Annotated in this window: 19 protein-coding genes; 4 read left to right on the forward strand and 15 right to left on the reverse strand. The window is 39.8% G+C overall.

Features of this window, described 5'->3' with window-relative positions:
• Nucleotides 1-3: 3 nt before the first annotated feature.
• From DIZ80_12000 to DIZ80_12020, 5 genes are all read right to left on the reverse strand, one after another.
• Nucleotides 4-954 carry a hypothetical protein gene (locus DIZ80_12000; GenBank protein RDH82979.1) on the reverse strand — a complete coding sequence of 317 codons (951 nt, stop codon included), beginning with the start codon at nucleotides 952-954 and terminating at the stop codon, nucleotides 4-6.
• A gap of 9 nt (nucleotides 955-963) precedes the next feature.
• On the reverse strand, nucleotides 964-3,195 hold the full coding sequence (locus DIZ80_12005; GenBank protein ID RDH82980.1) for a hypothetical protein: 2,232 nt from the start codon (nucleotides 3,193-3,195) through the stop codon (nucleotides 964-966).
• Between the two features lie 302 nt (nucleotides 3,196-3,497).
• Entirely contained in the window at nucleotides 3,498-5,753 is a 2,256-nt protein-coding gene (locus tag DIZ80_12010) for a hypothetical protein (protein RDH82981.1), read from the reverse strand.
• Nucleotides 5,754-5,755: 2 nt separating this feature from the next.
• On the reverse strand, nucleotides 5,756-6,622 hold the full coding sequence (locus tag DIZ80_12015; GenBank protein ID RDH82982.1) for a hypothetical protein: 867 nt from the start codon (nucleotides 6,620-6,622) through the stop codon (nucleotides 5,756-5,758).
• Between the two features lie 9 nt (nucleotides 6,623-6,631).
• Nucleotides 6,632-10,891 (reverse strand): hypothetical protein, encoded by a 4,260-nt coding sequence (locus DIZ80_12020; GenBank protein RDH82983.1) that lies wholly within the window; start codon nucleotides 10,889-10,891, stop codon nucleotides 6,632-6,634.
• Between the two features lie 303 nt (nucleotides 10,892-11,194).
• On the opposite strand from DIZ80_12020, the gene DIZ80_12025 reads away from it, so the two are divergent.
• The gene (locus DIZ80_12025) at nucleotides 11,195-11,920 is read left to right on the forward strand and encodes a hypothetical protein (GenBank protein ID RDH82984.1); all 726 of its coding nucleotides are present in this window, start codon (nucleotides 11,195-11,197) and stop codon (nucleotides 11,918-11,920) included.
• A 126-nt stretch (nucleotides 11,921-12,046) separates the two neighbouring features.
• On the opposite strand, the gene DIZ80_12030 is transcribed toward DIZ80_12025, so the two are convergent.
• From DIZ80_12030 to DIZ80_12040, 3 genes are all read right to left on the reverse strand, one after another.
• Nucleotides 12,047-13,279 (reverse strand): multifunctional CCA addition/repair protein, encoded by a 1,233-nt coding sequence (locus tag DIZ80_12030; GenBank protein ID RDH82985.1) that lies wholly within the window; start codon nucleotides 13,277-13,279, stop codon nucleotides 12,047-12,049.
• Nucleotides 13,280-13,614: 335 nt separating this feature from the next.
• Nucleotides 13,615-14,787 carry an alanine--glyoxylate aminotransferase gene (locus DIZ80_12035; protein RDH82986.1) on the reverse strand — a complete coding sequence of 391 codons (1,173 nt, stop codon included), beginning with the start codon at nucleotides 14,785-14,787 and terminating at the stop codon, nucleotides 13,615-13,617.
• A gap of 154 nt (nucleotides 14,788-14,941) precedes the next feature.
• On the reverse strand, nucleotides 14,942-16,951 hold the full coding sequence (locus DIZ80_12040) for a hypothetical protein (GenBank protein ID RDH82987.1): 2,010 nt from the start codon (nucleotides 16,949-16,951) through the stop codon (nucleotides 14,942-14,944).
• 391 nt (nucleotides 16,952-17,342) lie between these two features.
• On the opposite strand from DIZ80_12040, the gene DIZ80_12045 reads away from it, so the two are divergent.
• Together DIZ80_12045 and DIZ80_12050 are read left to right on the forward strand one after the other, a co-directional pair.
• A complete protein-coding gene (locus DIZ80_12045) occupies nucleotides 17,343-18,284 on the forward strand; it encodes an EamA family transporter (protein ID RDH82988.1) in 942 nt (313 codons plus the stop codon).
• A complete protein-coding gene (locus tag DIZ80_12050) occupies nucleotides 18,254-19,534 on the forward strand; it encodes a hypothetical protein (protein ID RDH82989.1) in 1,281 nt (426 codons plus the stop codon). The genes DIZ80_12045 and DIZ80_12050 overlap by 31 nt, the downstream gene beginning before the upstream one ends.
• A 61-nt stretch (nucleotides 19,535-19,595) precedes the next feature.
• Here the strand turns inward: DIZ80_12050 and DIZ80_12055 are convergent, their stop codons facing one another.
• From DIZ80_12055 to DIZ80_12075, 5 genes are all read right to left on the reverse strand, one after another.
• Nucleotides 19,596-20,204 (reverse strand): hypothetical protein, encoded by a 609-nt coding sequence (locus DIZ80_12055; GenBank protein ID RDH82990.1) that lies wholly within the window; start codon nucleotides 20,202-20,204, stop codon nucleotides 19,596-19,598.
• Between the two features lie 95 nt (nucleotides 20,205-20,299).
• The gene (locus DIZ80_12060; GenBank protein RDH83167.1) at nucleotides 20,300-20,905 is read right to left on the reverse strand and encodes a glutathione S-transferase; all 606 of its coding nucleotides are present in this window, start codon (nucleotides 20,903-20,905) and stop codon (nucleotides 20,300-20,302) included.
• A 24-nt stretch (nucleotides 20,906-20,929) separates the two neighbouring features.
• Nucleotides 20,930-21,334: an MAPEG family protein gene (locus DIZ80_12065; protein RDH82991.1), complete on the reverse strand. Its 405-nt coding sequence runs from the start codon at nucleotides 21,332-21,334 to the stop codon at nucleotides 20,930-20,932.
• 66 nt (nucleotides 21,335-21,400) lie between these two features.
• A complete protein-coding gene (locus DIZ80_12070; protein RDH82992.1) occupies nucleotides 21,401-21,814 on the reverse strand; it encodes a MarR family transcriptional regulator in 414 nt (137 codons plus the stop codon).
• Between the two features lie 52 nt (nucleotides 21,815-21,866).
• Nucleotides 21,867-22,205: a type III effector gene (locus DIZ80_12075; GenBank protein ID RDH82993.1), complete on the reverse strand. Its 339-nt coding sequence runs from the start codon at nucleotides 22,203-22,205 to the stop codon at nucleotides 21,867-21,869.
• Nucleotides 22,206-22,553: 348 nt separating this feature from the next.
• On the opposite strand from DIZ80_12075, the gene DIZ80_12080 reads away from it, so the two are divergent.
• Nucleotides 22,554-23,777, forward strand: a complete 1,224-nt coding sequence (locus DIZ80_12080) for a DUF1015 domain-containing protein (protein ID RDH82994.1) — start codon at nucleotides 22,554-22,556, stop codon at nucleotides 23,775-23,777.
• Between the two features lie 124 nt (nucleotides 23,778-23,901).
• Here the strand turns inward: DIZ80_12080 and DIZ80_12085 are convergent, their stop codons facing one another.
• Both DIZ80_12085 and DIZ80_12090 read right to left on the reverse strand, forming a co-directional pair.
• Complete coding sequence (locus tag DIZ80_12085) at nucleotides 23,902-24,627, reverse strand: DNA alkylation repair protein (GenBank protein ID RDH82995.1); 726 nt, start codon at nucleotides 24,625-24,627, stop codon at nucleotides 23,902-23,904.
• Nucleotides 24,628-24,630: 3 nt separating this feature from the next.
• Nucleotides 24,631-26,028 carry a U32 family peptidase gene (locus DIZ80_12090; GenBank protein ID RDH82996.1) on the reverse strand — a complete coding sequence of 466 codons (1,398 nt, stop codon included), beginning with the start codon at nucleotides 26,026-26,028 and terminating at the stop codon, nucleotides 24,631-24,633.
• Between the last annotated feature and the right edge of the window lie 43 nt (nucleotides 26,029-26,071).

The raw sequence follows: 26,071 nt of genomic DNA on the forward strand, positions 1-26,071 counted from the left end.
GTTTTAAGGTCGCAACATTTGATTTTTAATTTTTTCATATTCACTTATTCTGGCTTTTTTAAAACCGGAAAAACGATTATGTTTAAGCACCTGTTTTCCCTCAATATTTGACGACATAGTTAGTAATAGTGTCGAAATTTCATCTGCACAGGCATCACTAATTCGATCGCCAACACTGATTGGAATGTGTGGTCCTCTTTCTGTGGTTGTGATAATTCGCATGTTATCACGTACCTGCTTGCTGGCAGCTTCATAAGGTGGTTGCATTAATGCTGATGCATCAGTGATTCCGTGGTATGAAGATAATAGTGATGCATTGTGTGTTGGGGTGAAAATTATTTTTAGATCTTTGGCAGGATTAATTTTGTTTTTTAATAAATGTTTTTTTATTAGTAATGTAGCCAGACTTTTTGCATCTACCGTTGCCAGGCGTTTACCACGCAGATCATTTATGTTTTTAACAGGGCTCTGTTTAGGCACCACAATTACAGCTTTCATACCAGGAGAGTCAACACTGGCAATTAATTGATAGCCCGCTTCATTGGCGTGGGGGTAAAAGTGGGGCGCTGTAAATAGAATGTCATATCTTTTATTTACTACAGTTCGACGGCCAAACTCTATAAAACTGGGTGCTGTTTCTATGCGTACCTGTGTATTTAAATGTTGTGATAAATAGTTCGCCATTGGAGTAAAACGTATCACCAGTTGTTTGGCGCTAACAAAAGGCAGAATACCAAAGGTCATAGGAGTGAATTTTGTGCAGTTACCGTTTTGCTCTGCTAAACATGTGTTTGTAAATAGTATAAACAGTAAGCTGCCTGATAATATTATTTTTTTCATCTGATAAGTATAGGACATCTCTGTAAGTTGATGATGCCCTTTGTTTATCTTAAGTTTGAGTGCAATAAAATGACTTAAACCGCCTGCTTTAAAAAACAGGCGGTTTAAGATCATGGTGCTTTATTAGTGACTGTGGTTATTAATGCTACCACTAAAAAAGTCAGGGCCCGCTCCAAACGGAGGTTGTACAAAACTGGCATCAGGTGTGTTGCCTGGCTGACCAATCTGTTCACTCTCTGCCTGTGGCAGGTTACCCGGGTTTTTGGAGTCTACAGTTGTTACACGTCCCTGACCTGTACCGAACTGGGCCTCTGTTACCGTGTTGTCCGTCAGACTGTCCAGATAACGACGCAGAGCATGTACCGGATGCAGGTAATTATTTGGTGCTACCTGTTTAACCACCGGGCCGGTAATAATGCCAACTTTATTCACGGGTTCTGACAGAGTAATATCACTACTGTAATCATCCGCATCTGCTAACTGGAAGAACTTGTGGTTTGCACCACCACCGGTACGACATACATGATCGAGTGCATTGCCGTGTCCATAACAGGAAGCAAAGACATAACGCTTGCCAGGGTCAAGTGGCATGCCACCAATTTTTGTTTGTACAATACGTCCGCTTGAGCTGCTAAATGGGCGGTTTTTCAGGTCGATTGTCTGTTCCATATTAGCCAGACCCAGATACCAGCCACCGCGTTGCATAAATACATTACGATTAAATACGGCGCCTAAAATAGTATTTAAACTGCCTTCAATAGACTGGCCGGCAAAGTCAGCAATATTTACTGCAGGGGCAATCGGGAACCAGGTATATAAATCACGTAATGTGATTTCACTACCAGGTAGTACGGCATTACCAAAACGGAAGCCATTTGCCATTGATATGTCCACTCCATTTTCCCAGCCAGGTACATCTCTTACATCAGGCACTGTGTTAGTTACATCAAGAATGGCGTCAGCAAGAAAATTATTCAGTGTATCTTCCAGTACATGATGGCGTAAGAGTAAAGTGTCGGTATAACCCACAACCGTATCCAGGTCATCAACTAACTGTAAACCCTGGGTTGATGGGTTAAGAAAACCACCGGGTAAAAAGCTGTGACGTTTAACCAGACCATCTTCACCAGCAATAAAATCCTCTTCCATTGCAGCAACTAATTCTGCCATGGCGGGGTCTTCAGCAATTGATTCGTCAACTGGAATCGCTTCCCAGTCAAAATCAACAACATCTCCATGATTCATTTCTAAATCAAGGCGTCCAACATACATGTCACGGTTGGTTTCAACAACAATGGCTGCGCCGTTGGATAGTTGACGGAGTTCGCCCCGGCTTAAAGACTCTCCCGGTGTTGTTCTGGTAATTTTCTTTTCAGTCACCAGTAAGGCGCCTAGTGTGACCTCATGTGTGTGTGCAGAATACATAACATCAATATCTTCAAAGGTTTGCGCAATTTTGATATTTTGTGGTAACCCTAGTTCAGACTGTACAACAATTAGTTCTGCGCCCAGTGATTTGACCTGCTCAATAATACCCGGTAGCTCTTCAATGCCCTGAGTGAAACGTAGGCCAATATTAAATGCATCTGCCTGTTGAGGAACGATAGAAGCGGTTAAGCCAATAACGGCTATTTGAGTTCCATTACGATTTAGCATTTTAAAAGGAGGTAGTACAGGTTTGCCATGTAGGAATGTGGGTAGTGGTGCTGCGTTATACACATTAGCTGCTACAGTAGGAAAACTTGCCTGGATAACGCCTTTGCCTTCAGGCGTTGGGAAAGGTGCAGTAGCGGTAATTTCATTACAGGTGTAACCACTGGCCTCATCCGTTAAGCCAGCTATAACGGGTACATCATCGCAGCCAATATGGCCAGACATGGCGCGCAGGTTGCCCGGAATAGTGGGCTTAGGGCCAAATGATGTAAAGCGATTACGGAATACCGCACCCCCGTAACCAAAGTCCCAGTTTCCCGGTGTGTATACATCAATACCAAAAGCATTCATCGGTACCATCATGGCGTCACCGACGGTAAACATGGTTTCTGCGCTACCGTGGGTTAAGTCACCGGTAGAAAGTAATACCGCTTCAGAATTGTCTGCACGAATTGTATTAACAACCGTTTTTAAACGAGCCAGGCCACCGGAACTTGCAACTTCACGTTCGCTGCCATCCAGATTTTTTAGAACTGCAGCATGAGGAACCAGAGTGCCGTGCAGGTCGCCCATTTCAATTAATGTAACGACATCGTCATCAGCAAATGCAGATGAACTGATGGCGCAAAAAGATATCGCTGCAGATAACAGGGTTTTACGTAATACCCCGGAATCACTAGCTGGTTTGTTAAGATTTTTCATTTTTTAATCCTTCATCAGATTTAGGCAATGCAAGCATTACGACAGAAATTTACACTGCATAGCCTAAATCTGATGAGGGTTTAACAATATAGGGAAACTCCTTATTCGGAGTAAGGCTCAAACTTATTAGAGTTTGCTTATGTTTTGGGTGTTAAAAGTCTGGTTTTATAAATACGGAAAGAGAAGAGGTGATATTCTGGGTAAATATTTAATATAGATATTTTTGTTTTAATGCTTTCTCAATACCTGTGATCTGGTAAATCACAGGTATTAGATTAGTTGTACGGAAACGGTCTGTAATGCTAATTTTCTCTGGCGCCTTCCAGTACCCAGTTAACTATCATATTGTAATTGGCAGGGTCAGTTATTGGTATTTCTCCGAAGTGGTGTTCGCCAAAAGGTTTGCGTAACAAAGGACTAAAAGCAGGGTCTGAAAAATTAATGCGCTGTATTATATTTTCATAAAGGGTGTATCCATTTGAATCCGTATCATAATAAACGGGAATTCCCGCTATACCCAATGTTGAATTGTGGCAATCCAGACAGCTGATAGTCGTGCCACCCTGTAGAAGATTTAATATGTCTGTATCAAATGTTATTTCAGTCTGCGAGGGAGAGAGCGTATTATCAATAGTAATATCAACCGTGTCGGTACTAATTTCGCCTGCTGTATTGCTTACGTTTAACTGAATGGTATATAGACCATTTGTATCTGCCGACAGGCTGGTTCTTAACGAAGAAGGTTCTGCAATGGTTGCAATGCTGCTATCAGGTTGCTGAATAATTTCCCAACTATAAGTATCAGCAAAAAATGTAGTTTCGGCAGAGAGATTAACTGGAGAAATAACGGTACGATCTAAACCCGCATTCGCAACGGGCTTGCCTGGAATATTTATACTGCCATCGGCATTTGCATATTTAAAACCCGGAATATGGCTAGCCAGAATTTCTGCGGCATCACCTTCCCAGAATTTATCAAAGGTTAAACGAGACATAGGCATAATGCCACGGGCAAAAACGTAATCTTCAATTTGCACAATGTGACTGGTGAATTTTTCATAACTACTGAAATTAATATCCTGATTATTATCATTAGGAGCAACTCCGTTTGAGTTGTTGATATTGCTGCCCAATGTTGTGCCGCGTTTCGAGTGACACGAAAAACAGAAAGGTTTGTACACTTTTAAATATAACTCTTCCGATGAGGCTGGTCGAGTCGCTGGAATAGAGGCATCTGTCGGGTCATATCTCCAGCCCTGAGGAATAAAGGTATCATTGAAGCCCTGATTATTGCTCGCAGTTAGAAAGTGCCCGTCATACCATCCGTCCATAACTTCACGAAGAAAGTCTGCATCCCAGTCGCCATCTGCACGTGTTGCTGAAAGTGTAGAGAACACAGCTTCATTAAGTTCTTTTAATTTGTCCTCCTGTTCTGCTCGGCTGAAACCTGTCTTGTTCGAGTATTCAAAAGTATCTACTTCAAAAGGTTGTAATCTGGAAACCGTATCACCAATTAATAGTTCTGGATTTAACTGATCAGGTAAAGCTGAGGAAGGTAATGAGCCATCAGCTAATAATGGTTTTGCAGTTCCGCCATGACAGGTAATGCAGGGAATGGGCATGAATTTTTTACCACGATTATCCAGGTTTACACTGAGTATGCGTGGTTCATCTTCAGCTGAAGCTGTTGCATCAAAAGTGAAAAATTTATTAAACATGGGATCGGTGCCATCGCAGTCACCGTCAAGGTCGCTAAACTCAATGGCATTTGTTCCGAAGTGATGAAGCTGGTCATCTTCAATTGCGGCGGTTAAATTTAATGTGTTGTAATCAAGCCCGTCTACCAGCGTTACCAGAAAATTTTCCACATAAAATGCGAGGCATCCGTTTGCATTTCGGCGCATAAACATATTTCGACCATACCCAAGGTCTTTTGTATCTCTAAAAATAACATGAACATCATGTCCCTGATCAAAACCGTTTTTGGTTTTCCATTTATTTAAAGTGTCGCGCTCATTGCCAGGGTCAATTGCAGCATAGTATGCATCGGTCCATTCTTTATTGTTTATGCGTGATTCAGGTAAATTTAATAATGCATTTCCGGATGTGCCGCTATTATCATCTTCAAATAAAATATTCTCAGATCGATCAAGTAAAATTAAATAGTTATCAACACCTGACTCAAGGCTGATGTTAATGCCTCCTGCTGTATCGAGAGTGAAATCGAATCTGGGGTTTTCAGGCGATAATGCGCTTATACCACCTGATGAAATCCAGCGACTAATTTTCTGGGTGCTGCTGCCATCGTCTTTAGTGATGGTAAGGGTGAATGAATCGGATGAACCAGAATTTACAGTGGCGGCAACTATGGTGTAGGTACCTGCTGCAAGACTAGGTTGCATATTAGGGTATTGTAAAAAATTATTTGGTGTAGATGTTGTTACTTTATCAAATAACTCAGGTGTGTCTTCACGGTCGCAACCACCGAGCATGATTGCAGATAATGAAAATAGAAATAAAAATTTTAAAGTATGAATTGTTTTCATGTGTAAAGTCATCATTACAGCCTAAATGATACCAGGTAGCTTATATTGAAAAATAAGGCGTCATAATCTACGTCATAGTCTGATTGACCAACTGCGTATCGTGCGGATAAATCAAGCGACTGTTTTTTACCTAAAACGTAATTGTAACCAAGAGTTAGTGCAGCTATGTCAGCATCAAGTTTGTAAGCAATCATATTGTCACCAAAGGTTGGGTCAAATTCAATTACTTCAGCCTGTCGAACGACATCCAGTACTTCATTGTCTGAATCATCTAATGGAATAGTTGAAACCAGATCACCGGTTAGAAAGTTAAGCGTTGTATACAAAGTTGAGTGACGACTGAGCATTAAGTCGGCATTAAAAAACACGCGATAATCTTTAGTATCAAATACACGACTATCTGAATCACGTTTGCGTGCAGTTAAGCCACTTCTGAATGATAGTGTATTGGTTACCCAGAATGAGACCATCGCTGATGCTTCGTATGCTGTTCTATCTCGAATATCAGTTTCAAAATCAGTTACATGTATATCGCCTTTAAAAATATACATAGCCTTGAGAAAACCTGCGACGGGTTTGTAATGGTAAGTAACACCTGCGCTAATCTCAGCGTTGTTTAATCCGTCAGTGTCCTGATAGCCTTCATATTTTGCCAGCAGGCGATAATCAATAAAATTTCTCGTATTCATCGGATAACTGATATTGTAACCGGCAACGGCCGTTGCAAATGCACTTTCAATTGCAGTTGTATCCGTTGGGCTGCGATTTAAATTATCATCATAACTAAGTGACGCATCCAGCCGTATTGCTTTGTCAGTGTCTGCGAATGCCAGATTATTTATATTTATGAGCACAAAGCTTATCAGTATTATTTTTTTCATATTTATTTTTTATAAGTATTTTTTACGATATAAAACGGGTAAAGCAATAAATAAAAGCCAGGCAGGGTGTAAAGTGCCAATGCTTCCTGATTTGTCTGCACAGTTATTAAACGTATCCTGACCGCAGGGGTCTTCTTCTTCAATAATCGTATTGGCATCAACTGCAATAACACCAGGGTCTCGAATAATGCCGTTTATTTCGTTATCACTATCATTTGGCCCACCATCTTGCAGACTCAGCTGTAAGCAATTATCAAAAGCATGTAATCCATTTACATAACGGGTGCTTCCCGGTGGCGGGCAAATGCCTGCAATGGAACTGGCACTGGCTATCTGGTTGTTTTCATCGACAATGAAATCCTGCCATCCGTTAGCGGGTGAATATTTTCTATAAGTTGAGTCTGGTCTGATACTGGTATTGAGCGGTAAAATAATTTTTACCGTTGCACCTGTCTCTGGAATTTCACTGATAATAAAATCAAAAATTTCACTGGTGCCGGCATAACTTTCATCCGTACCATTTTGTGCAGGTTCGCCATCATCACCAAACAACTCAATGGATTCTTTAGTTATAGCTGCAGCAAAAAATCCTGATGCAGAGGAAATGTCACCGATACAAAGTTTGGTGCCTGCTTCAGACTGTATGACACTGGCCCCTGTTGAAGTGCTGTTTACGCTGAGCTCATTAACGGCTTCCGTGCTGCTATCTCTGAAGTCTGGAATACCATCATTGTCTGTGTCAGCATAACCTTCGTCTAAATCACTGGTGCCATCACCATCAGTATCGTCTGTGCCTGATAAAATGGGTTCAGTTGAACCAAAGACATTAATAAGTAGTGTGTTATGTGTTGTGCTGCCATCATCATCAATTGTGACATCAATTGTGTAGGTGCCAATGTTTAATGATGATGGGTCAAATATAAATGTATTATCGGTTAGATCGATTTGAGCACCAATGAGTGCCGCATCTGTTAGCGACCAGTCGTGAGTTACAGTGCCAGCACCAGTTATGGCATCCAGATCAGCTGTTACTGTGATATTACCGTCGTTTATAAAAACGATATTACCTGCAGTCGAATTCTGCTCGATAGTAAAGACAATAAATGTTTCCAGAATACCTGAGCCATCTGGGTCATTGTCACACGCATCACCCAGGCCATCTGTATCCGTATCTAACTGAGGTGCATTTGGTTCGACGGGACAGTTATCATTGTAATCTGCCACTACATCACTATCCGCATCTGGTGGATTGATAGTGAGTGTAAATTGTTGTATTGCAGCAGCAACTCCGTCTTCGCCACCATCGGTTAATGTGACTGTAATAGTTGCGCTGCTATCATTGAAAATTTCTGTACGCGGTGGTAACCATTCAATCAGCCCTGTATCTGAAACGGTCATACCTGCAGGCTCATTACTTAATGCGTAACTCAGGTCGGTTCCATTATTAAGATCATCGGTATCGCTGGGCACAAGTTGATAACTGTAGAGTATTTCTTCGATTACATCGGTGACAGTAACGGGTGCTAATGCAGGTGCATCGTTTACAGGGATTGTTGAAATGCTAACGGTGGCAATGTTTGAATCCAGTGCGCCATCGTTTATCTGGTAAGTGAAATTATCTGTAGTAACTTCACTGCCATCATGCGTGTATGTAAATGTACCGTCTGTTGCAAGACTGAATCCCGGGTCAGTGGTTGGGCCAGTTATTAAGGTAATAGTTAACGGGTCACCTTCTTCGTCCGAATCATTGTCAATAACACTTGTATTGCCTGATGTTAATGTCGTTGTACTGTTGCCCTCATTAATTAAAATATTATCTGCAAGGGCGATCGGTGCGTCATTTGTATTATTAACTGTGATTGAAACGGTTGCGATATTTGAATCGGAATTTCCATCATTCACCCGATAGGTAAAACTGTCTGATGCGGTTTGAGAACCATCGTGTGTATAATCATAGGTGCCGTCACTTCTTAAAACAAAATTGCTCTGATTAGTCGGGCCAGTTACCAGTGAAGCACTTAATGGGTTGTTTTCTTCATCGGTATCATTAAGAGTAATATTTGCCGGTAGAATAATATTTACCGTTCCGCCCTCTGTTAAAGAAGTGTTATCGTCAAAAGCGACCGGGCTATCATTTGTGTTTGTGATGGTTATAGAAACCGTTGCAGCACTGAGTGATGTAAGTGATGCATCACTCACCATATAAGTAAAACTATCGCTCGAAGTTTGTGTGCCGTTGTGAGTATAGGTAAATGTGCCGTCAGGGTTGAGCGTGAAACTAGATGCGTTAGATGGCCCGCTCGTTATTGTTGCGGTGAGTGTATCGCCATCCTGATCAGTATCATTAAAAGTGACACTTGTCTGACCGGAACCAAGTACAGTAACCGTATTTCCCTCTATTATATTAATGCTGTCGTTAACGGCAACAGGGCGATAATTGGGAACCGTAATACTAATAGATACGGTTACATCATTCGCATCTGAATTCCCATCACTAGCTCGATAAACAAAGGAGTCGCTTGTTGTTTCAGTACCGTCGTGGATGTAACTGAATGTGCCATTAGCATTTAAATTAAGAGTGCCATTTGTTACATCGGTGATTAAGGATACACTTAATGTTGTACCTTCTTCGTCGCTATCATTTGCAGTGACATTGTTCTGGCCTGTGCTCAATAAAGTTTCGGTTTGTCCCTGAGAAGTGATGATCGTGTCAGCAACCGCTATGGGTGAGTCGTTTGTATTATTAATAGTAATGGATACAGTGGCATTAGCTGAAAAAGCAGCACCATCAAAAACCCGATAGGTGAAGCTGTCATTCGAAGTTTGTGAGCCATCATGCTGATAACTGAAAGTGCCATCAGTATTTAGCGTAAAGCTGCTATCAAATGCAGGTGGCGTAACAACCGATACAACTAATGCAGATGTGCTGGTCTCTTCGTCACTGTCATTGAACCTTACGCTGGACTGACCTGAATCGAGTACAGTGCGAGTGGCTCCTTCCGTAACTGTAATGCTGTCGGCTGCGGCAACAGGGTTATCGTTTAAGGCTAAAATGGTTATGTTGACGGTTTTAGCCGTAGTGGTCGCTTCCCCATCGGTTACTCTGTAGGTAAAACTATCACTGGTTGTAGCAGTACCATTATGTGTGTAACTGAATGTACCATTTGCATTTAAAGTTAAACTTCCATTGCTGGGGGCTGTATCAGTTGGAGGGCTGTAAACAACCGTAATAGCGTCATCTACATCACTGTCATTTTGTAGAACATTTGTTTGCGATATGCCTCCGATTAATAATGATGTTGCTGTGCCGCCTTCACTAATCGAGATAGTCTCTGTTTCAGAGCCCAGTATCGGTGCATCATTCTGTCCGGTAATCTGGATGGTTACTGTTGCTGTATCCTGATATAAAGCACCGTAACTGTCCTGAATTGTATAAGTAAATGTTCTAGTTGCAGTTTCTCCTGTATCTAAAGTCTCAAACAGGCCATTAGTATCAAAAGAAAAATTACAGGCAGAGCTACGTGATAATGAGCCCGTACCTGATAATGAGGTGTTTGAAACATATGAGAATGAATCGTTTTCACTGTCTGAGTCATTGGCGCACATATCAAAATCAGTGAACGAGCTACTTTCAGTGACTGACAGGTCGTTAATAGTAGAATAGTGATCATTTACCGCATTCGGTGCGTTATTAGTTATTTCAATCGTATCGGTGCCGCAGACAGGAGAGCCATCGGCTGTGTCGAAAGCAAGGTTGTCGCCATTTACCTGATTTATACAGTAGTAGAGTGTGTAGGTGCCGAGAGTGGATATGCCGGTAATGTCAAAATCCCATTTATGATTAGCGCTTTGAGGGGTGGAGTGGCTTAGTTCCTGGCCATTGACATCAGAAACCAGAGTTGCATCAGCCGCAGCTATAATGCCAGTTTGTTCCACATTACCGTTATATACCGACATATTGATGCCGTTTTCGGTGGCAGATGACATATTAAGCCCAATAGTGCAGTTTTCAGTGGTGCCATGAACGATAGACTGGCAGCGCATAGGAAAAGCGACACCAAGACTGCCGTTAAAACCTGTTCCAAGATGGCAGCCAGAGCAAGTAGCGCTCGCATCATTTGCGTGACCATGTGAGTTAAATATATAAATAGGATCACTGTTAATGTCTACTTCATCACCGCTATTGGATAAAGCCAAATTCGGTATAAATAGAAATGTAATAATTAAACTGGTTAATATTGGCAGGGAAAATTTAAAAAAATACGACATAATATTAACCAACGCTAACGTTTAAAACATTTATTTAAGATAACTTAACTAAGAGCACGCTCATTTGAAATGGGGGAGGAGCTTACGTAAGTATAGTAAAAATTATTTAATAATTATCAAAATTAAGTAATTTTAAGAGCTAACGAACTATACTATAAACACTTGTCTAAGAAGTGTTGTAATGGGTTTTTCAGATTATCCTTACAAAAAGATCCTATTTAGCTGACAGGTATTTAAATTGGTTAAGTAGATAATGCTTATATAGCCATTCCCCCACTGGATACATGCGCGCAGGAAGTTTTTATGAGTGATGAGATTGACGACCCCCGTCGAGATTTTTTAGTAAAACTGTTAACAGCAGGTGCGTTTGCAACAGGTGCACTGTCATTATCGGCAACGGTTCAGAGTATGGGTAAAATTCCCAAAGTGCTCCCCTCGGGTAAATCATTTTTTGATATTAGTGGCGATGTAAAAGTAAATAACGTTACCGCTACGTTGGATACCTTTGTAAAAAATAGTGATGTTGTGACAACTGGTTCAGGAGCCCATGCCGTTTTTGTAGTGGGTAGCGATGCTTTTATGCTTCGAAGTAATAGTAGTATGGAAATTCAGGGTAGTGAAATTATCAGTACTATCCGTTTGTTTTCTGGAAAACTATTGTCAGTATTCGGGCATAGGGAAAATAAAAATAAATTACATATGAGAAGCGCTACCGCCACTATAGGAATTCGTGGTACTGGCGTTTATATGGAAGCCGATCAGGAACAAACTTATTTGTGTACTTGCTATGGCATAACAGATGTTCAATCAAGTGTAGATAAAAATCAAATAGAAAGAATTGTTTCAGAACATCATGACAAACCAAAATATCTTTTAGCAAAGCCATCACGAAAAGGTAAATTGATCGAGCCTGCACCCATGATAAACCATACTGATCTGGAGCTTGCATTGATTGAAGAGCTGGTAGGGCGTGAGCCTCCGTTTGGTATCGAAGGTAACTTGTATAAAGGTCCGCGTCGGGATTATTAAATAAAATTTTTCACAGGGATAATTTTATTTTCAGGTTCGAATTTATTCGGTCAAAGGACAGTGTTAATATATCCATGTGCAAATATAATTGCACCTGACTTGGTGGTTAAACTTCATAACGGTGTTTTAAATATTTTCTGGCGTTATTAACTGTTTATTTAATGCAGATTGTCGGGCAGTGTGAATAGCATCAGCCATATCTTTTCCCTGCAGCCCTGCATCTTTCAAAGACTGAATATCAACTGATTTTATTATTTTTAAAGCATCACGATAGTGATTTGCCTGTGGGTAGGGGTGGGTTTCATAACCGGTTCGCCCACGAATATCAGCCGTGCATGCGAGTAAAAATTGTTCATATCTTTCAGGTTTTCTCATGCCATCAAGTTTTTCAATAGTCTTTAATAATGTAGATTTTTTAATTTCAAATGCGCGATGAACATGTAAGTGAAATTCTGCGGTAATGCATGCCAGTTCATTAAAGTTATTTGGGATACGCAAGCGTTTGCAAAGTTGTTTAACTGGCTTTACGCCCTTTATCTCATGTCCGTGATGGCTGGGCCAGTTTTCTTGCGGTGTTAATGCTTTTCCCAGATCATGGCACAACGCTGCAAAACGAGTTGATGCTTCTGTGCTTAATAATGCTGCCTGTTGTAATACCATTAAGGTATGAATGCCGGTATCAATTTCAGGGTGATGTTCTTTCGGTTGAGGGACACCAAACAATGCATCAATTTCAGGTAAAATAATTTTAAGTGCACCACAGTCGCGTAGAACCTGTATAAAAACTTCCGGGTTGCGTTCACCGAGTGCTTTATGAAATTCCTGCCAGACACGTTCTGCTACCAGTGCATCTGCTTCACCATCGCTCACCATTTTTTGCATTAGGTTTAACGTTTCATCTGCAACGCTAAAACCCAGATGAGCATAACGTGCAGCAAATCGAGCGACGCGTAAAATGCGCACAGGGTCTTCACTAAAAGCAGAGGAAACATGGCGTAAAAGTTTTTCCTTTAAATCGGTCTGACCGTTATAAGGGTCTACCAGATTGCCTGCTTTATCTTTTGCTATTGCATTAATGGTGAGGTCGCGACGAATTAAATCTTCTTCAAGTGTTACATCCGGTGATGCATGAACTTCAAAACCTTTATAACCCGGTGCAGTATTTCGCTCTGTGCGAGCCAGTGCGTGTTCATCTTTTGTTTCAGGATGAAGAAAAACGGGAAAGTCTTTGCCAACTTGCTGATAACCAAGTTCAAGCATTTCATTAACAGTAGCACCGACAACTACCCAGTCTCTTTCTATAAAAGGGTAATCTAAAAGTTCATCGCGAACAGCGCCGCCTACGAGGTAAATTTTCATGGAGAAAGTATACTGGAAAGTTGAGTCGACTGTTAATAACTAGATGAAGTCAATTAGTAGGTTTGCGAGGTGTTTTAACTGGTTATAGTGCATCTCCCTCGGGGAAAGAACGCGTTTTTTGCGCTCTGTCCCCTTATTGAGACCACCGAAAGTTGTTCGGAGTAGCTATTCAGTCTGCCAGTCTGATCGGAATCATAACAGGGGACGAAGTGCATAACGCTACGGTTACCCTGTTGTAGCCAGGTTAAGTAATATTACCAGTTCTATACAATTTACTTTTCCCCGAGCAAAGCAAACATACACTTTTGCTTTAATAATCAGAATAAAAAGCTTAATTAAGCGCCAAGAATTTCCTGTGCAGCAGCAACAGCAACACCCTGTTTAACCGCATCACCTAAAACAGCTTCAAGTGCGCTTAAACAAAGTATGATGTTTTCAGCACGGCTACTGTGCCCCATTAAACCAATGCGCCAAACCTTACCGGCAAGTGCGCCCAAGCCAGCGCCAATTTCTAAATTAAACTCATTTAGTAACTGGCCACGAACAGCTGCTTCATCAACACCGTCTGGTATGGTTACAGAGTTTAGTTGCGCTAAACGATCTGCTTCATCAACAATAAAACTTAATCCCATTGCTTCAAGACCGGCACGAAGTGCCTGATGATTCTTTGCATGACGTGCCCAGGAGTTTTCCAGACCTTCATCCTGCAGCATAACGAGTGATTCATGTAATGCATAAAGTGCATTAACAGGAGCGGTATGGTGATAAGCGCGCTTTGTGTTGGCACCCCAATAACCCATAACCAGATTCATATCAAGGAACCAGCTATTAACTTTAGTTTTGCGAGAGGTAATAACGTCAGTTGCTTTTTTGCTAAAGCTGACTGGAGATATGCCCGGTGTGCATGAAAGGCATTTTTGTGTGCCAGAGTAAATAGCATCAATACCCCAGTCATCAACACGTAGCTCTGAACCACCCAGAGATGTAACTGCATCAACAATGGTCAAACAGTCGTGTTTTCTGGCTATTTCGCATAATGTTTTTGCATCAGATACAGCCCCAGTTGATGTTTCAGCGTGTACAAAAGCCAGGATTTTTGTATCAGGGTTGGCTTTTAATGCTTCTTCAACTTTATTGCAGTCAACGGCTTTGCCCCATTCGTCCTCAACCATAATAGCGGTTGCACCAAGACGTTCGACATTTTCTTTCATGCGACCGCCAAATACGCCATTCTGGCAAACTACAACCTTGTCTCCAGCTTCAACCAGATTCATAAAGCAGGTTTCCATGCCGGCAGAACCCGGTGCTGATACCGGGATAGTGAGCTCATTTTTTGTCTGAAAAGCATATTGCAGTAAGCTTTTCACTTCATCCATCATGCCTACAAATAAAGGGTCAAGGTGACCAATGGTAGGGCGTGCCATAGCGCTAGAGATGCGAGGGTGTACATCTGAAGGGCCCGGGCCCATTAAAGTACGTACAGGGGGTAAAAATGATGTAATGCTCATAAACTTAATCCTGGGTTTTCTGTAGAGGTAAAATTTTTGAATTTTAGCTAATTAATTGTGGCCTAATTCATGCCAGACAGCTTACAGGCTAGGCTGGAAGTGAATAATGCCACAAAAACATTAGGAATATATAGTGATTTTTGAAGGGTTTATTTTATTTGGGGCTTTCTGTGTATTTGCTCAGGATATCCTCTAACTGGGATTCACTAACCGGTTTACTGAGAAAATCGTCCATACCTGCGCTCAGGCAGCGGTCTCTATCTTCAGAAGTCGCCATCGCTGTTAGCGCTATGATGGGTAAGTGGCTATTGTTATTTTCAAGACGACGCCATTGCAGAGTCGCATCAATACCGTTTGTATTTGGCATATTAATGTCCATTAAAACCAGGTGATAGTGATGTTTGTGCATCGCGTAAAGGGCAGTGGTACCATCGGTAGCAATATCAACATTGTGCCCGAGATCGGTTAAATAGCTATAAACAACACTGGCATTAATCTCATTGTCTTCGGCGATAAGTATATTTAGAGGTTTCTGTTTAGTTAAAACGGGCTCTTTGTTGATAGAGTCCGGATTGAGTAAGTCTGATATCGTATTTTTTAAGATTCCAAGTGATACGGGTTTTATAATGGTTGCCTGAATCCCCTCCAGATTTTCTGCCTCTATCTGCTCAATACTGTGCATATAAGTGGCATACAGGATTGGTGTTTCGCATTTTGCTTCATTACGAATACGTGCGACCAGATCATGACAGTATTTATGTTTGCTATCTTCGCCAAGGATAATAATATCAAAAGGTTTATTTTTTTCATGACTCCAGATGATATGCGCTATTAAATTATCATGTCCGGAAGTAGCATAAACATTCATGCCAAGTTGCTTACAATACTTTTCTAGCACATCCAGATTAATTTTATCCGAATCGTAAATAAGAGCTCGTTTGTTTATTGGAAGAAGACTGTCTTCATTGACCCGATTACTTAATTTCTTCCAGTTAAAGTGTAAATTAAAATTAATGTCCTGTTTATTGTTGTATTGAATTTCGAATAAGCCATTCATCAACCTTGTTAGCTGGTAAGCAATACGTAGCGGTAGAGCATCATTTGTTTCAGGTATCGTATTGGATTGCAGGTGGTCAATGTCAGTATTTTGCTGAAATTTAATTTCTATATTAGCGTTAAGGTGTTCACTGGAACTGGTTTGGCCTGCATATGCGTGAATATAAATGCTTTTTGAGATGCTATGTTCTATGGCATAACGAACCAGATTTGATAACAACTGTCTGAATCGCTGGGCATCAATGTAAACCTCTTCAGGGAACGTCTGATCAATATAGCAGGTTAGCTCAAGCTCACGTTCATGGCCTAAAGCGGCCAGACTATGTACCAGACTGTCAATTAATACGCGAGGATTTGAGCTTGACTGATTAATGGATAAATTGCCGTTTTCTATTTGTGAAAAATCAACAATATCTTCTATGATTTCCTGTAAAGAGTGGCTTGACTGACTCAGTGATTGTAAATACTGTTTTTGTTGTACATCTAAATCAGTTTTGTTTAACAGATCAATCATACCTACAATGCCACCAATGGGGGTGCGAATTTGATGTGTCATTGTGGATATGAATTCAGATTTAGCAATGCTTTTTGAATCGGCATTATCTGCAATTTTCATTAAACGTTTTTGCATTGAGTACAGGTATGCAGGTAAAGCAATAATCAGCAGTAAAAATGCAATGGCTTCAAGTGTTAATAAGTGCCATGCATCTTCTGATAATAGAAGAAGATTGTAACCAATGAAAGTGAGTCCAACGGCGACACTTAGAAATTTCAAACCATAACGCGTACCGTAACCAATATATATCCATAAATAAATCAGCACGTAAACACTATTGATGCCACCCGTTAAAAACGAAGAAAAAGTAGTGCTTGCTATATCGAAGGTTAGCGCTAAATAACGTCGGGGTGTATTTATCGGAACCCATAATATAGTCAGAATATTAAAAAAACTGAAACAGAAAAAACCGATAGTAAAGTAGTTGAGCGTAGTGTGAGAAGCAATAAAGTAACCACTATCTATACCTGCTGAAATATAAAAATAGGTCAGCGTGCCAATACAAAGTCGGATAAGAGATTGAATTAGTTCGGTATTTTTTAGCTTTTTCATAGCTTAAGCCGGCTATTATTAAGAAAGGATATAATAACACCACTCATCCTGAGGGTAAAACAGGATGAAATTGATGAATCAGGGTGATTTGAGATAAAGGTGTAGAGGGGGAAGTGAGGAGTATAAATAGAGGCTTATTTTCTTTTTAAGAAAAACTTGACAGTTTGAAAAAATTAACACAATCTATCGTCATGATTAAATATAAACGAACAGTTAAAGCAGTAGCGATTCGACCATGTCTTATGTGGTATGAATGTATTGTCTGTGCGTTAATTTTATAATTTTAAATTAAATTTAAATAATTTTAAAAGCCACAGACGTAATAAGTCTGTGGCTTTTTACGTTTATGGGGATTAATTAACTTAAATACTTCAAATTAAGGAAAGAAGTAATGTTAGCAACAAGCGTAAACCAGACTAAATATCATAAATTAATAATTGCCTCAGCATTTATTGCGGTGATTCTTATCTGGTCAACTACACCAATTACAATAAAGTGGAGTGGGGAAGGTGTTAGTTACCTGTTTGGGATTGTTATGCGTATGAGTATAGGCACCTTGCTGGCAAGTTTTCTTGTATATCTGAAGTATAAAAAACTGGCACTGGATAAGTCTGCCTGTAAAGTTTATTTTGCATCTGCTGTAGCAATTTTCGGAGGCATGATGCCCGTTTATTGGGGGGCGCAATATATATCATCTGGTCTGATATCTGTGGTATTTGGTTTGTCACCCATTGTTACCGGTTATCTCGCGTGGCGTTTTATACATGAGCAAAGTTTCAACCTGTTAAAGATATTAGGTGCGATAGCTGGATTGAGTGGTCTGGTTATAATTTTTTATAAGGGTATTTCTACGGGTGAAGATTACATTTTGGGTATTATTGCTGTATTAGTTGCAGTGGTGCTCCACTCTGCAAGTGCAGTGTGGATAAAAAGCATTAAAACAGATGTGCCCCCCTTGTCGTTGGTTGCAGGTGGATTATTGTTTTCTATGCCATTATTTTTGACCGTGTATCTGGTATTTGCACCACCACTTCCGGAGGTGATTCCGTTAAAAGCGATATGGTCTATTGTTTATTTAGGTATAGTGGGTTCAGTTATTGGTTTTGTTAGTTACTATTACCTGCTAAAACACCTGCCCGCTTCTAGCGTGGCACTGATTACTCTGGTTACACCGGTCGCTGCTTTATGGATAGGCAATGTGGTAAATAATGAGCTAATAAGTTTTGAGGTTTATGCTGGCACAGCATTTGTTCTGATTGGTTTAGCATTGCACCAGGGGGAGGATATACTGTCAAAAAGATTATGGATAAAGCGAAAAAAACATTATGGCTGATACTCGTATTTTACAGTTTTAATGTAGGCGCGGTGTCGTACATTAATAATATAAAATACAAGGGTAATGAGGTTACTCAACCTTCTGTTTTAGATAGGGAAATTTATATAGAACCAGGTGATGAATTAAATGAACGTTTAATTGAAAAATCAAGACAGGCAATAATGGACACAGGCCTGTTCAGGTCTGTGTCTTATTATCTGGAAGAAAATTATACAGATAAAAACGAATCTGCTGCTTCTCTGGTTGATATAGTTTTTGTTGTAAAAGAAAAGTACTACCTGTTAATAATTCCCCGGCTTAAAATTGATGATAATGAAATTCATTATGGTCTGCAATTGAAGTGGGATAATGTTTTTGGTTTGAATCATGAAACACGGATACAGGCATTAAATCGAGGTAATACTCAAGGTGTAGATGAAACTCGTCATTCATTCAGATATTTTTATCCCAATGTTAATGATAGTTCTTATAATCTTGGTTTTTCAGTGCAAAGAGAAAATAATGTTGATGAAATAGAGGAAATAGGTCGTTTTATAGACAGACAGGATGATAGTTTCAGGGTTGAAGTTTCAAGATGGTTGAATGAACGAGGGCGTAACAGGGGGTACTTTGTTGGTTCAAATGTTATGTATCAGAAGCGATTCAATCATGACCTTGTGATTGAATCTAACTCGGAATATTTAGATGCAATTATTCTGGGATTAGATGTTGGTTTCAAGGATTTAAATAATTATAAATATAATCGAGGTGGTAAGGAGTATGGTTATAAGTTAGATTTTTCTCATGAAGCCTTAAGTAGTGAATCTGAATTTACCAAACATCGCTTTTATTATCGAAGTTATTACCGTTTTGCAGATCGACCTGCTTCAAATTTAAATGTACAGGTGAAGTTTGGCCATTCAAATAATCAGGTATTAGGTGAAGATGCTTTCAGTTTGGGTAGTAGTAATGACTTGCGTGGTTATGAGAAAAAACGCTTTACAGGTAATACCAAATTTGTAACTAATGTTGAATACATGTTTCCCCATGCTGATCACCCGGTAATTCGTTATGTGACTTTTATTGATGCGGGAAATACATATGATGCATTAAGTGATGTTTTTCACGAGGCCTTAAATATAGGAGCTGGATTTGGTCTTAGATGGAAAATAAGAGTATTAGTGAAAATTGACTTACGTGCAGATGTTGGTTATGGCTTTACAGATGAAGATTACAGATTTAGTTTTGGTACACGACATGCATTTTAAGAGTGTCGGTCATACCTGACTAGGGTTCAGGATGAACACCAAAGTTCACCCTGATTTTATTTTAGTATGCGCGGCCTTTAGGTGCTGACTGTGTGTCAGTGTTCAGGCTCTTTGGCGGGAAGTTTTGCAGAATTTCCTGTACCGCATTTTCTATTTTTTCAGTTTGTTTTTCAGGTGTGGATGCAGGGCTAACAATTGCTTTTGCTGTGGCGCGCCAGATAAGTTTCCTGGTGTTAGCGTCTACCAAATCTAAAATTAAAGTGCCCTGTTCATATTCGTATACACTTACACCACCGGTGTTTGCATATGAACCGGCATATCCTCTATGGCGATAACCATATCCACCGTAGTAACCATTGGGTGCATAGGTGTAACCCCAGTTCGTAATATCGACTTTATTTTCCTTACCAAAGTGCGTGGCGATTACAAAATCCGGGTTAGAAGAATTCTGGTTAAATCCTTTTGATGCTAGATTGTTTTCAACGGCAGTCACAAATCGAGCGCGATTGAGCTCGTCTACTTTCATGTCTTTAGGAAAGGGTAACCAGTCATACTTTTTGTACTGACTAAAATTGGCTTTCTGATCGAAGTCATAATCAACAGATAATGTTGAACAGCCGCTCAGAAATATTAAAGCGATGGACGTTGTTATTATATTGCCTAATCTCATTGTAATCCCTTTGTCTTCTTTTTGAGGTTATCACCAGATTCTAACGGCAATTTATTATTTAATCTATGACTGAAAGGGTATTAGCTGGAACGTTTTCACAGTCCTGGCATGTTCGTGTAGCCTTTTAGTTGTTGTATGCGTTCGAACCAGTTATGAATTGCAGGGTAATTATTAAGAGAGATATCACCTTCTTCGCATAATGCGACATATGGATAACATGCAATATCGGCGATACTTGGTTTGTCTGTTGCTAACCACTGATTATTGTTAAGGTGCCTGTTTAGCCATTTTAAAACTTTTTTTCCCTGTTTTTGATATAACACCAGATCTCCATCGTAACCAAATTTAAGTATAGATCGTGCTTTTCCCAAAGTATGAAAAATTTCATCATTAGCTACAGTTAGCCATTGTGTGATGTAAGCCAGCTCTGTGGCGTTATCGGGATACCAGTGGTTTTCATTATGTTTTAAACCGTATTTACGAGCAATGTAAATAAGTATTGCCTGTGAATCCCAGATCACGATTGATTCATCTTCAAGTACAGGAAATTCACCCCGAGGGTTTAGTTGAAGAAATTCATCACTCTTATGTTGTTTATGTTCTATATCAATTTCGATAAAATGATATTTAATGTCTAGCAGGTGCAGTAATAGTTTAACTTTGTAAGTATTACCTGATATTTCAAGGCCATGTAGTTTTATCATTGTATTTATCCTCTGCCGTTGTTAAGTAAGCTTTAAAAGGCTTAAGCCAAGAATTACCTGCACTGAAAATCCAGTTAAAAATGCCGGAACCCTGATAAGGGGAATAGCAAAGGTAAAAGCACAAAAATGAACAAGACGGGCGTAGAAATATAGAACAACCGCAAATTCGGTTATTGTGGAATGTGATCCGGTGATTTCAATCAATATCACCAATGGAGCAAATATCACCAGATTTTCTATAGCATTTTCATGGGCACGCATCATACGCATGGCCCATTGTGCTTTTGGACGGATATCTGGTTGGGGATTATATAGTGCCGGCCATGCTCCCATTTCGTACATGCGATTAATAATGTAGGGAATCCACATTATTGATGTAAAAAGGGTGATAAAGCATAACCAGATTAATTCAGATGAGAGATTCATTTATACTTCCTTTATTTGTGTGTACATACAACTTAAATGTGTATGTGATTAATTTTTTATTTTTTCTTATAGCTGTTTACGGGTTGTTCTCATGTCCGTTACGAGTTCAGCAAAGGCTTTTTTACCAATAACTTCATTCATATTGGCATAGAGCGCCTGGCCGGTATTTTCCAGTTTTCTGTGAATTTTTTTCGATTGCTGAGTAGGAAAGATTTGCGTGCCCCTTTTGTCGTCATCATTGGATACGCGTTTCAAAAAGTCTTTATTTATAAGGCTATCTACAAACCGGGTGACCGTAGAAGGGGCTAATTCAAGTTCTTCAGAGATCTGTTTCATTGAAATTCCGGGTTGGTCTAAAACAACTCGAAGTACATAAGCGTGTGATGGAGAAAGACCAAAGGGTTTAAATGCATCATCCCAGATTTTATTTATCTGACGTGCAAGGGCATTGGTATTGAAGTAGATGCATTTTTCAAACATGGCAATATTGAAACATTAATTAGTTGTATATGCAACTAATTAATGAGGTGAGTTACTTTTCAGTTAGTGGGTTTGAGTCAAATGAAATGCCAGACCAGCCTGTTTTGATGAAATTGCGAATATTCTGATGATCAGTATTATCAGGGTTTTCAAGCACGTCTTTTCTATAATAGTCGCCAAAACAGTGCAGGGTTTGTGGCTCGGTTAAGTTTTGTAAACGGGCAAAAGCAAATATTTTACAGGAGCCATTATTTTGATTTTCAGCATTAAGTAGATCGCCATTATTGAATTCACAGGGTGAGAAATCATAGTTCTGATCTATGGTAGTTATGGTGTTTTCAAAGCTGTTGTTTTCAGGGTTGCTGGTAATTTGTAAAAGGAAGTTTTTCATATTTGATGAGTTTTGTTAAAAATGAAGATATAAAATAACATAAATTTATATTTAAATTATAAAGAAGTTAGTCTGTATCAAATTTTAATATCATTGAGCTGTTAAGGTGAGTCTCTAATTGGGAAGATGCGTCGCTTTTAGTGATATTTTTTCTGTAGTGTTGTGATCAGGGGATGTTCCACAGCAGAGTGGGTTCCTGTCAGTAAGTTAAACTGTATATAGTTTTATTTTAGATTAAATGGCTGTAGCAAAAATAAATATAAAGTTGCAGGTAATTCACACTACAAAAACCTTAAAAAAAACCTGTATACTAACCACCAATTTCTAGTCTAACTAAATGAGAATGATATGCCTTTAATTCGACCTTTTGCCGGTTTACGCCCTGTTCCTGAACGCGTAGAAGATGTCACGGCCCCCCCCTACGATGTATTAAATAGTGCAGAGGCACGTGAGCGCGCTGCGGGTAAACCGATGAGTTTTCTGCATATATCAAAGGCTGAGATTGATTTGGCAGAAGATATAGATCCATATGATCCTGCTGTATATGCCAAAGCAGCGGAAAACTTGAAGAAGCTGGTTGATGATGGTGTTTTGATTCGTGAAGACCAGCCACGATATTATGTTTATCGCTTAAAAATGGGTGATATTGTGCAAACCGGGTTAGTAGCTGCTGCATCGGTAAAACATTACGATACGAATCGAATTCGTAAACATGAGTTTACCCGCCCAGCAAAAGAAAATGACCGTGTTGCACAGATTGAGGCATTGAATGCGCAAACCGGGCCGGTATTGCTGGCGTATAAGTCTGATAATGAAATTGATGGTTTGTTAAATCAGGTGGCTGAAGGTGCACCACTTTATGATCTGGTTGCTGATGACGGTATAGGCCATACATTCTGGATAGTTGAAGATCAGGCGATTACAGATAAATTATCAGCTGGCTTTGATGCAATGGATGCTATTTACATTGCGGATGGTCATCATCGCTCTGCATCAGCATCACGAGTGGCTAAAACAAAGGGTGGCTCCGATGATGATATGAGTCATTACTTCCTGTCTGTTATTTTTCCTCACAAACAAATGAAAATTTTTGACTATAACCGTGTAGTCACTGACCTTAATGGTTTATCTAAAGATGATTTTTTAGCTAAGGTTAGAGAATGCTTTGATTGTGAGAAAGAATCAGCACCGGTTAAACCTGCAAAATCAAATGAGTTTGGACTGTATTTAGATGGTGAATGGTACAGACTGAATATTAATCCTGAGCTAGTATCTGATGATCCTGTGGCGAGACTGGATGTGAGTCTATTGGCAGATAATCTGCTTGGCCCTGTATTAAATATAACCGACCCGCGCACAGATCCCAGAATTGATTTTGTAGGTGGTATTCGAGGTCTGGAAGGTTTAGAGAAGCGGGTTGATAGTGGTGAAATGGCCGCTGCATTCTCTATGTACGCTACGAGCATGGAAGATCTTATGTCAGTTGCAGATGCAAATGAAGTGATGCCACCCAAGTCAACCTGGTTTGAGCCTAAACTGGCTGATGGTCTGGTTTCTCACGTACTGGATTGATGTTGGGTTTTGTTATGGTGTATCTCCATCGGGGACGGATCGCTGCCTTTTGCGCTCTGTCCCCGATGGATATATACATTAACAGGGCGTAAAATTTGAGTAGGTAATGTCGTTTAGACTTTTACTAAAGATGTCCTTTTAAAATATCCTGCCGTACATCTTTATCTAGTTTTTCAATGGCATAACGTAACATTGTTCGTGGCATTTTTCTGTAATGCTGTTGTAAAAATATCATTAATGTCTGAATGTCTTTTTTACCCACTTCCCTTAACATCCAGCCAACTGCTTTGTGTATTAAGTCGTGTTCATCTTTTATCAAAATTTTACTAATACGTAAGGTGTAGTCGAATTTATGTTCACGAATAAATTGCCATGTGCAGACAATGCTGATGCGCTTTTCCCATAGATGATCAGATTTTGATAAATTAATAAGAATATCTTTCTGTTTTTTATTTTTGTCTAAAAGAAAGCCGCCTACTATGTCACGGCAGCTAACATCAACAAGGTCCCAGTTGTTAATATAATGGGTTTGAGACAGGTAGTAGTTAAAAATAAATTCCTGTTGTAGTTTGTCGTTATCTTTTTTAGCAAAATTGAATTGCTGCATCAAAATAAGTAGTGCAAGCATTCGTTCTTCGTGAATTTTTGAGTGTAATAAGATTTCTAACGAATGAATATCAAGACGTGTAAACTCTTTTGCAAGTTTTCGAAGCATTGGCATGGTAGCACCAATAAATTTATCACCTTCCCCGTAGTCACCTTTGCCCGTTTTAAAAAAACGTAAGGCATGTTTTGCTTTTACAGGATCAGCTAATTTTTTCAGAGCTTTTCTTGCTTTGGCCATGCTCATGAATTAAGTAAAGATGGGGTCGTCTATATAACGCGCAATTAAGCCAAGCTCTGCCATATCTTTGTCCAGTTGAATGCGAACTTTATAACCACCGCCTTTGGCTTCTTCCATTGCATTGCCCTGCATATCTTCCATGCTACCCAGAATGATATTTTCATTACCTGATGGTTTTATTAATTCCAGTTTGTCACCCACCTTCATTTTATTTTTTACGTCTATATCGGCCATACCCGTTTCGCTATTATAAGCGGTTACTTCACCGACAAACTGTTGTTGGCGATTAACGGAATTACCCTGCATATAATTTTGATATTCATGGGTGTGGTGTCGTTGGTAGAAACCATCTGTGTAACCACGGTTTGCCAGATTCTCCAGTACACCGAGTAATTCAGGGTTAAATTCTTTTCCCTGAGAGGCATCCATAATCGCTTCTTTATAACTTTGGGCCGTGCGTGCAACGTAATAATGAGATTTTGTTCGGCCTTCAATCTTCAGGCTATCAATACCAATATCAACCAGTTGTTTTACATGCTCTACTGCACGTAAATCTTTAGAGTTCATGATGTAAGTGCCGTGTTCATCTTCTTCTACCGGCATCATTTCACCGGGGCGATTGGCCTCTTCTAAAAACATAACTTCATCAGCTTTAGGGTTTCGAGCATCGCCCATATCTGAAAATTTAATGGTTTGTTCAGGAATTTCTTTTGGTTTGTATTCGTTATCTGAGATTATATCCTGACCTGAAGAAGAAGTGGGTTTGTATACTCCTTCCGCATTTTTTTCTGAATCGGATGCTTTATAATCCCAGCGACAGGCATTTGTACAGGAGCCCTGATTAGGGTCTCGATGATTAAAGTATCCTGAAAGTAAACAGCGTCCGGAGTAAGCAATGCAAAGTGCACCGTGTACAAACACTTCGAGTTCCATTTCCGGGCATTCCTGTCTGATTTCTTTTATTTCGTCCAGTGATAACTCTCTTGATAAAATAATGCGTTCAACACCAACTGACTTCCAGAATTTCACTGCGGCATAATTTACCGTGTTTGCCTGCACTGATAAATGTACAGGCATTTCAGGCCAGCGTTCTCTTACCATCATGATTAGTCCCGGGTCAGCCATTATTAAAGCATCCGGTTTCATTTGAATGATCGGTTCCATATCTTTTACGTAAGATTTTATTTTACTGTTATGAGGCATCAGGTTTGATGTCAGGTAAAATTTCTTACCCAGATCGTGAGCCTCCTGGATGCCAATGGCCAGATTCTCTTCCATAAAATCATTGTTACGTACGCGTAAGCTATAGCGAGGTTGACCTGCATAAACTGCATCTGCGCCATATGCAAAAGCATAACGCATGTTCTTCAGGGTACCGGCGGGTGAAAGTAACTCAGTCTGTTTCATATATCGGGTCTTAATGTGACGAATAAGGGGGTTAGCGTATTTT

Origin of the sequence: endosymbiont of Galathealinum brachiosum (assembly GCA_003349885.1) — a bacterium.
Lineage (GTDB): Bacteria > Pseudomonadota > Gammaproteobacteria > SZUA-229 > SZUA-229 > SZUA-229.

Bases quoted from the DNA above. Each gene is read 5' to 3' on its own strand.
- DIZ80_12000 (RDH82979.1), bottom strand. From the start codon at position 954: ATGATCTTAAACCGCCTGTTTTTTAAAGCAGGCGGTTTAAGTCATTTT.
- DIZ80_12005 (RDH82980.1), bottom strand. From the start codon at position 3,195: ATGAAAAATCTTAACAAACCAGCTAGTGATTCCGGGGTATTACGTAAA.
- DIZ80_12010 (RDH82981.1), bottom strand. From the start codon at position 5,753: ATGACTTTACACATGAAAACAATTCATACTTTAAAATTTTTATTTCTA.
- DIZ80_12015 (RDH82982.1), bottom strand. From the start codon at position 6,622: ATGAAAAAAATAATACTGATAAGCTTTGTGCTCATAAATATAAATAAT.
- DIZ80_12020 (RDH82983.1), bottom strand. From the start codon at position 10,891: ATGTCGTATTTTTTTAAATTTTCCCTGCCAATATTAACCAGTTTAATT.
- DIZ80_12025 (RDH82984.1), top strand. From the start codon at position 11,195: ATGAGTGATGAGATTGACGACCCCCGTCGAGATTTTTTAGTAAAACTG.
- DIZ80_12030 (RDH82985.1), bottom strand. From the start codon at position 13,279: ATGAAAATTTACCTCGTAGGCGGCGCTGTTCGCGATGAACTTTTAGAT.
- DIZ80_12035 (RDH82986.1), bottom strand. From the start codon at position 14,787: ATGAGCATTACATCATTTTTACCCCCTGTACGTACTTTAATGGGCCCG.
- DIZ80_12040 (RDH82987.1), bottom strand. From the start codon at position 16,951: ATGAAAAAGCTAAAAAATACCGAACTAATTCAATCTCTTATCCGACTT.
- DIZ80_12045 (RDH82988.1), top strand. From the start codon at position 17,343: ATGTTAGCAACAAGCGTAAACCAGACTAAATATCATAAATTAATAATT.
- DIZ80_12050 (RDH82989.1), top strand. From the start codon at position 18,254: ATGGATAAAGCGAAAAAAACATTATGGCTGATACTCGTATTTTACAGT.
- DIZ80_12055 (RDH82990.1), bottom strand. From the start codon at position 20,204: ATGAGATTAGGCAATATAATAACAACGTCCATCGCTTTAATATTTCTG.
- DIZ80_12065 (RDH82991.1), bottom strand. From the start codon at position 21,334: ATGAATCTCTCATCTGAATTAATCTGGTTATGCTTTATCACCCTTTTT.
- DIZ80_12070 (RDH82992.1), bottom strand. From the start codon at position 21,814: ATGTTTGAAAAATGCATCTACTTCAATACCAATGCCCTTGCACGTCAG.
- DIZ80_12075 (RDH82993.1), bottom strand. From the start codon at position 22,205: ATGAAAAACTTCCTTTTACAAATTACCAGCAACCCTGAAAACAACAGC.
- DIZ80_12080 (RDH82994.1), top strand. From the start codon at position 22,554: ATGCCTTTAATTCGACCTTTTGCCGGTTTACGCCCTGTTCCTGAACGC.
- DIZ80_12085 (RDH82995.1), bottom strand. From the start codon at position 24,627: ATGAGCATGGCCAAAGCAAGAAAAGCTCTGAAAAAATTAGCTGATCCT.
- DIZ80_12090 (RDH82996.1), bottom strand. From the start codon at position 26,028: ATGAAACAGACTGAGTTACTTTCACCCGCCGGTACCCTGAAGAACATG.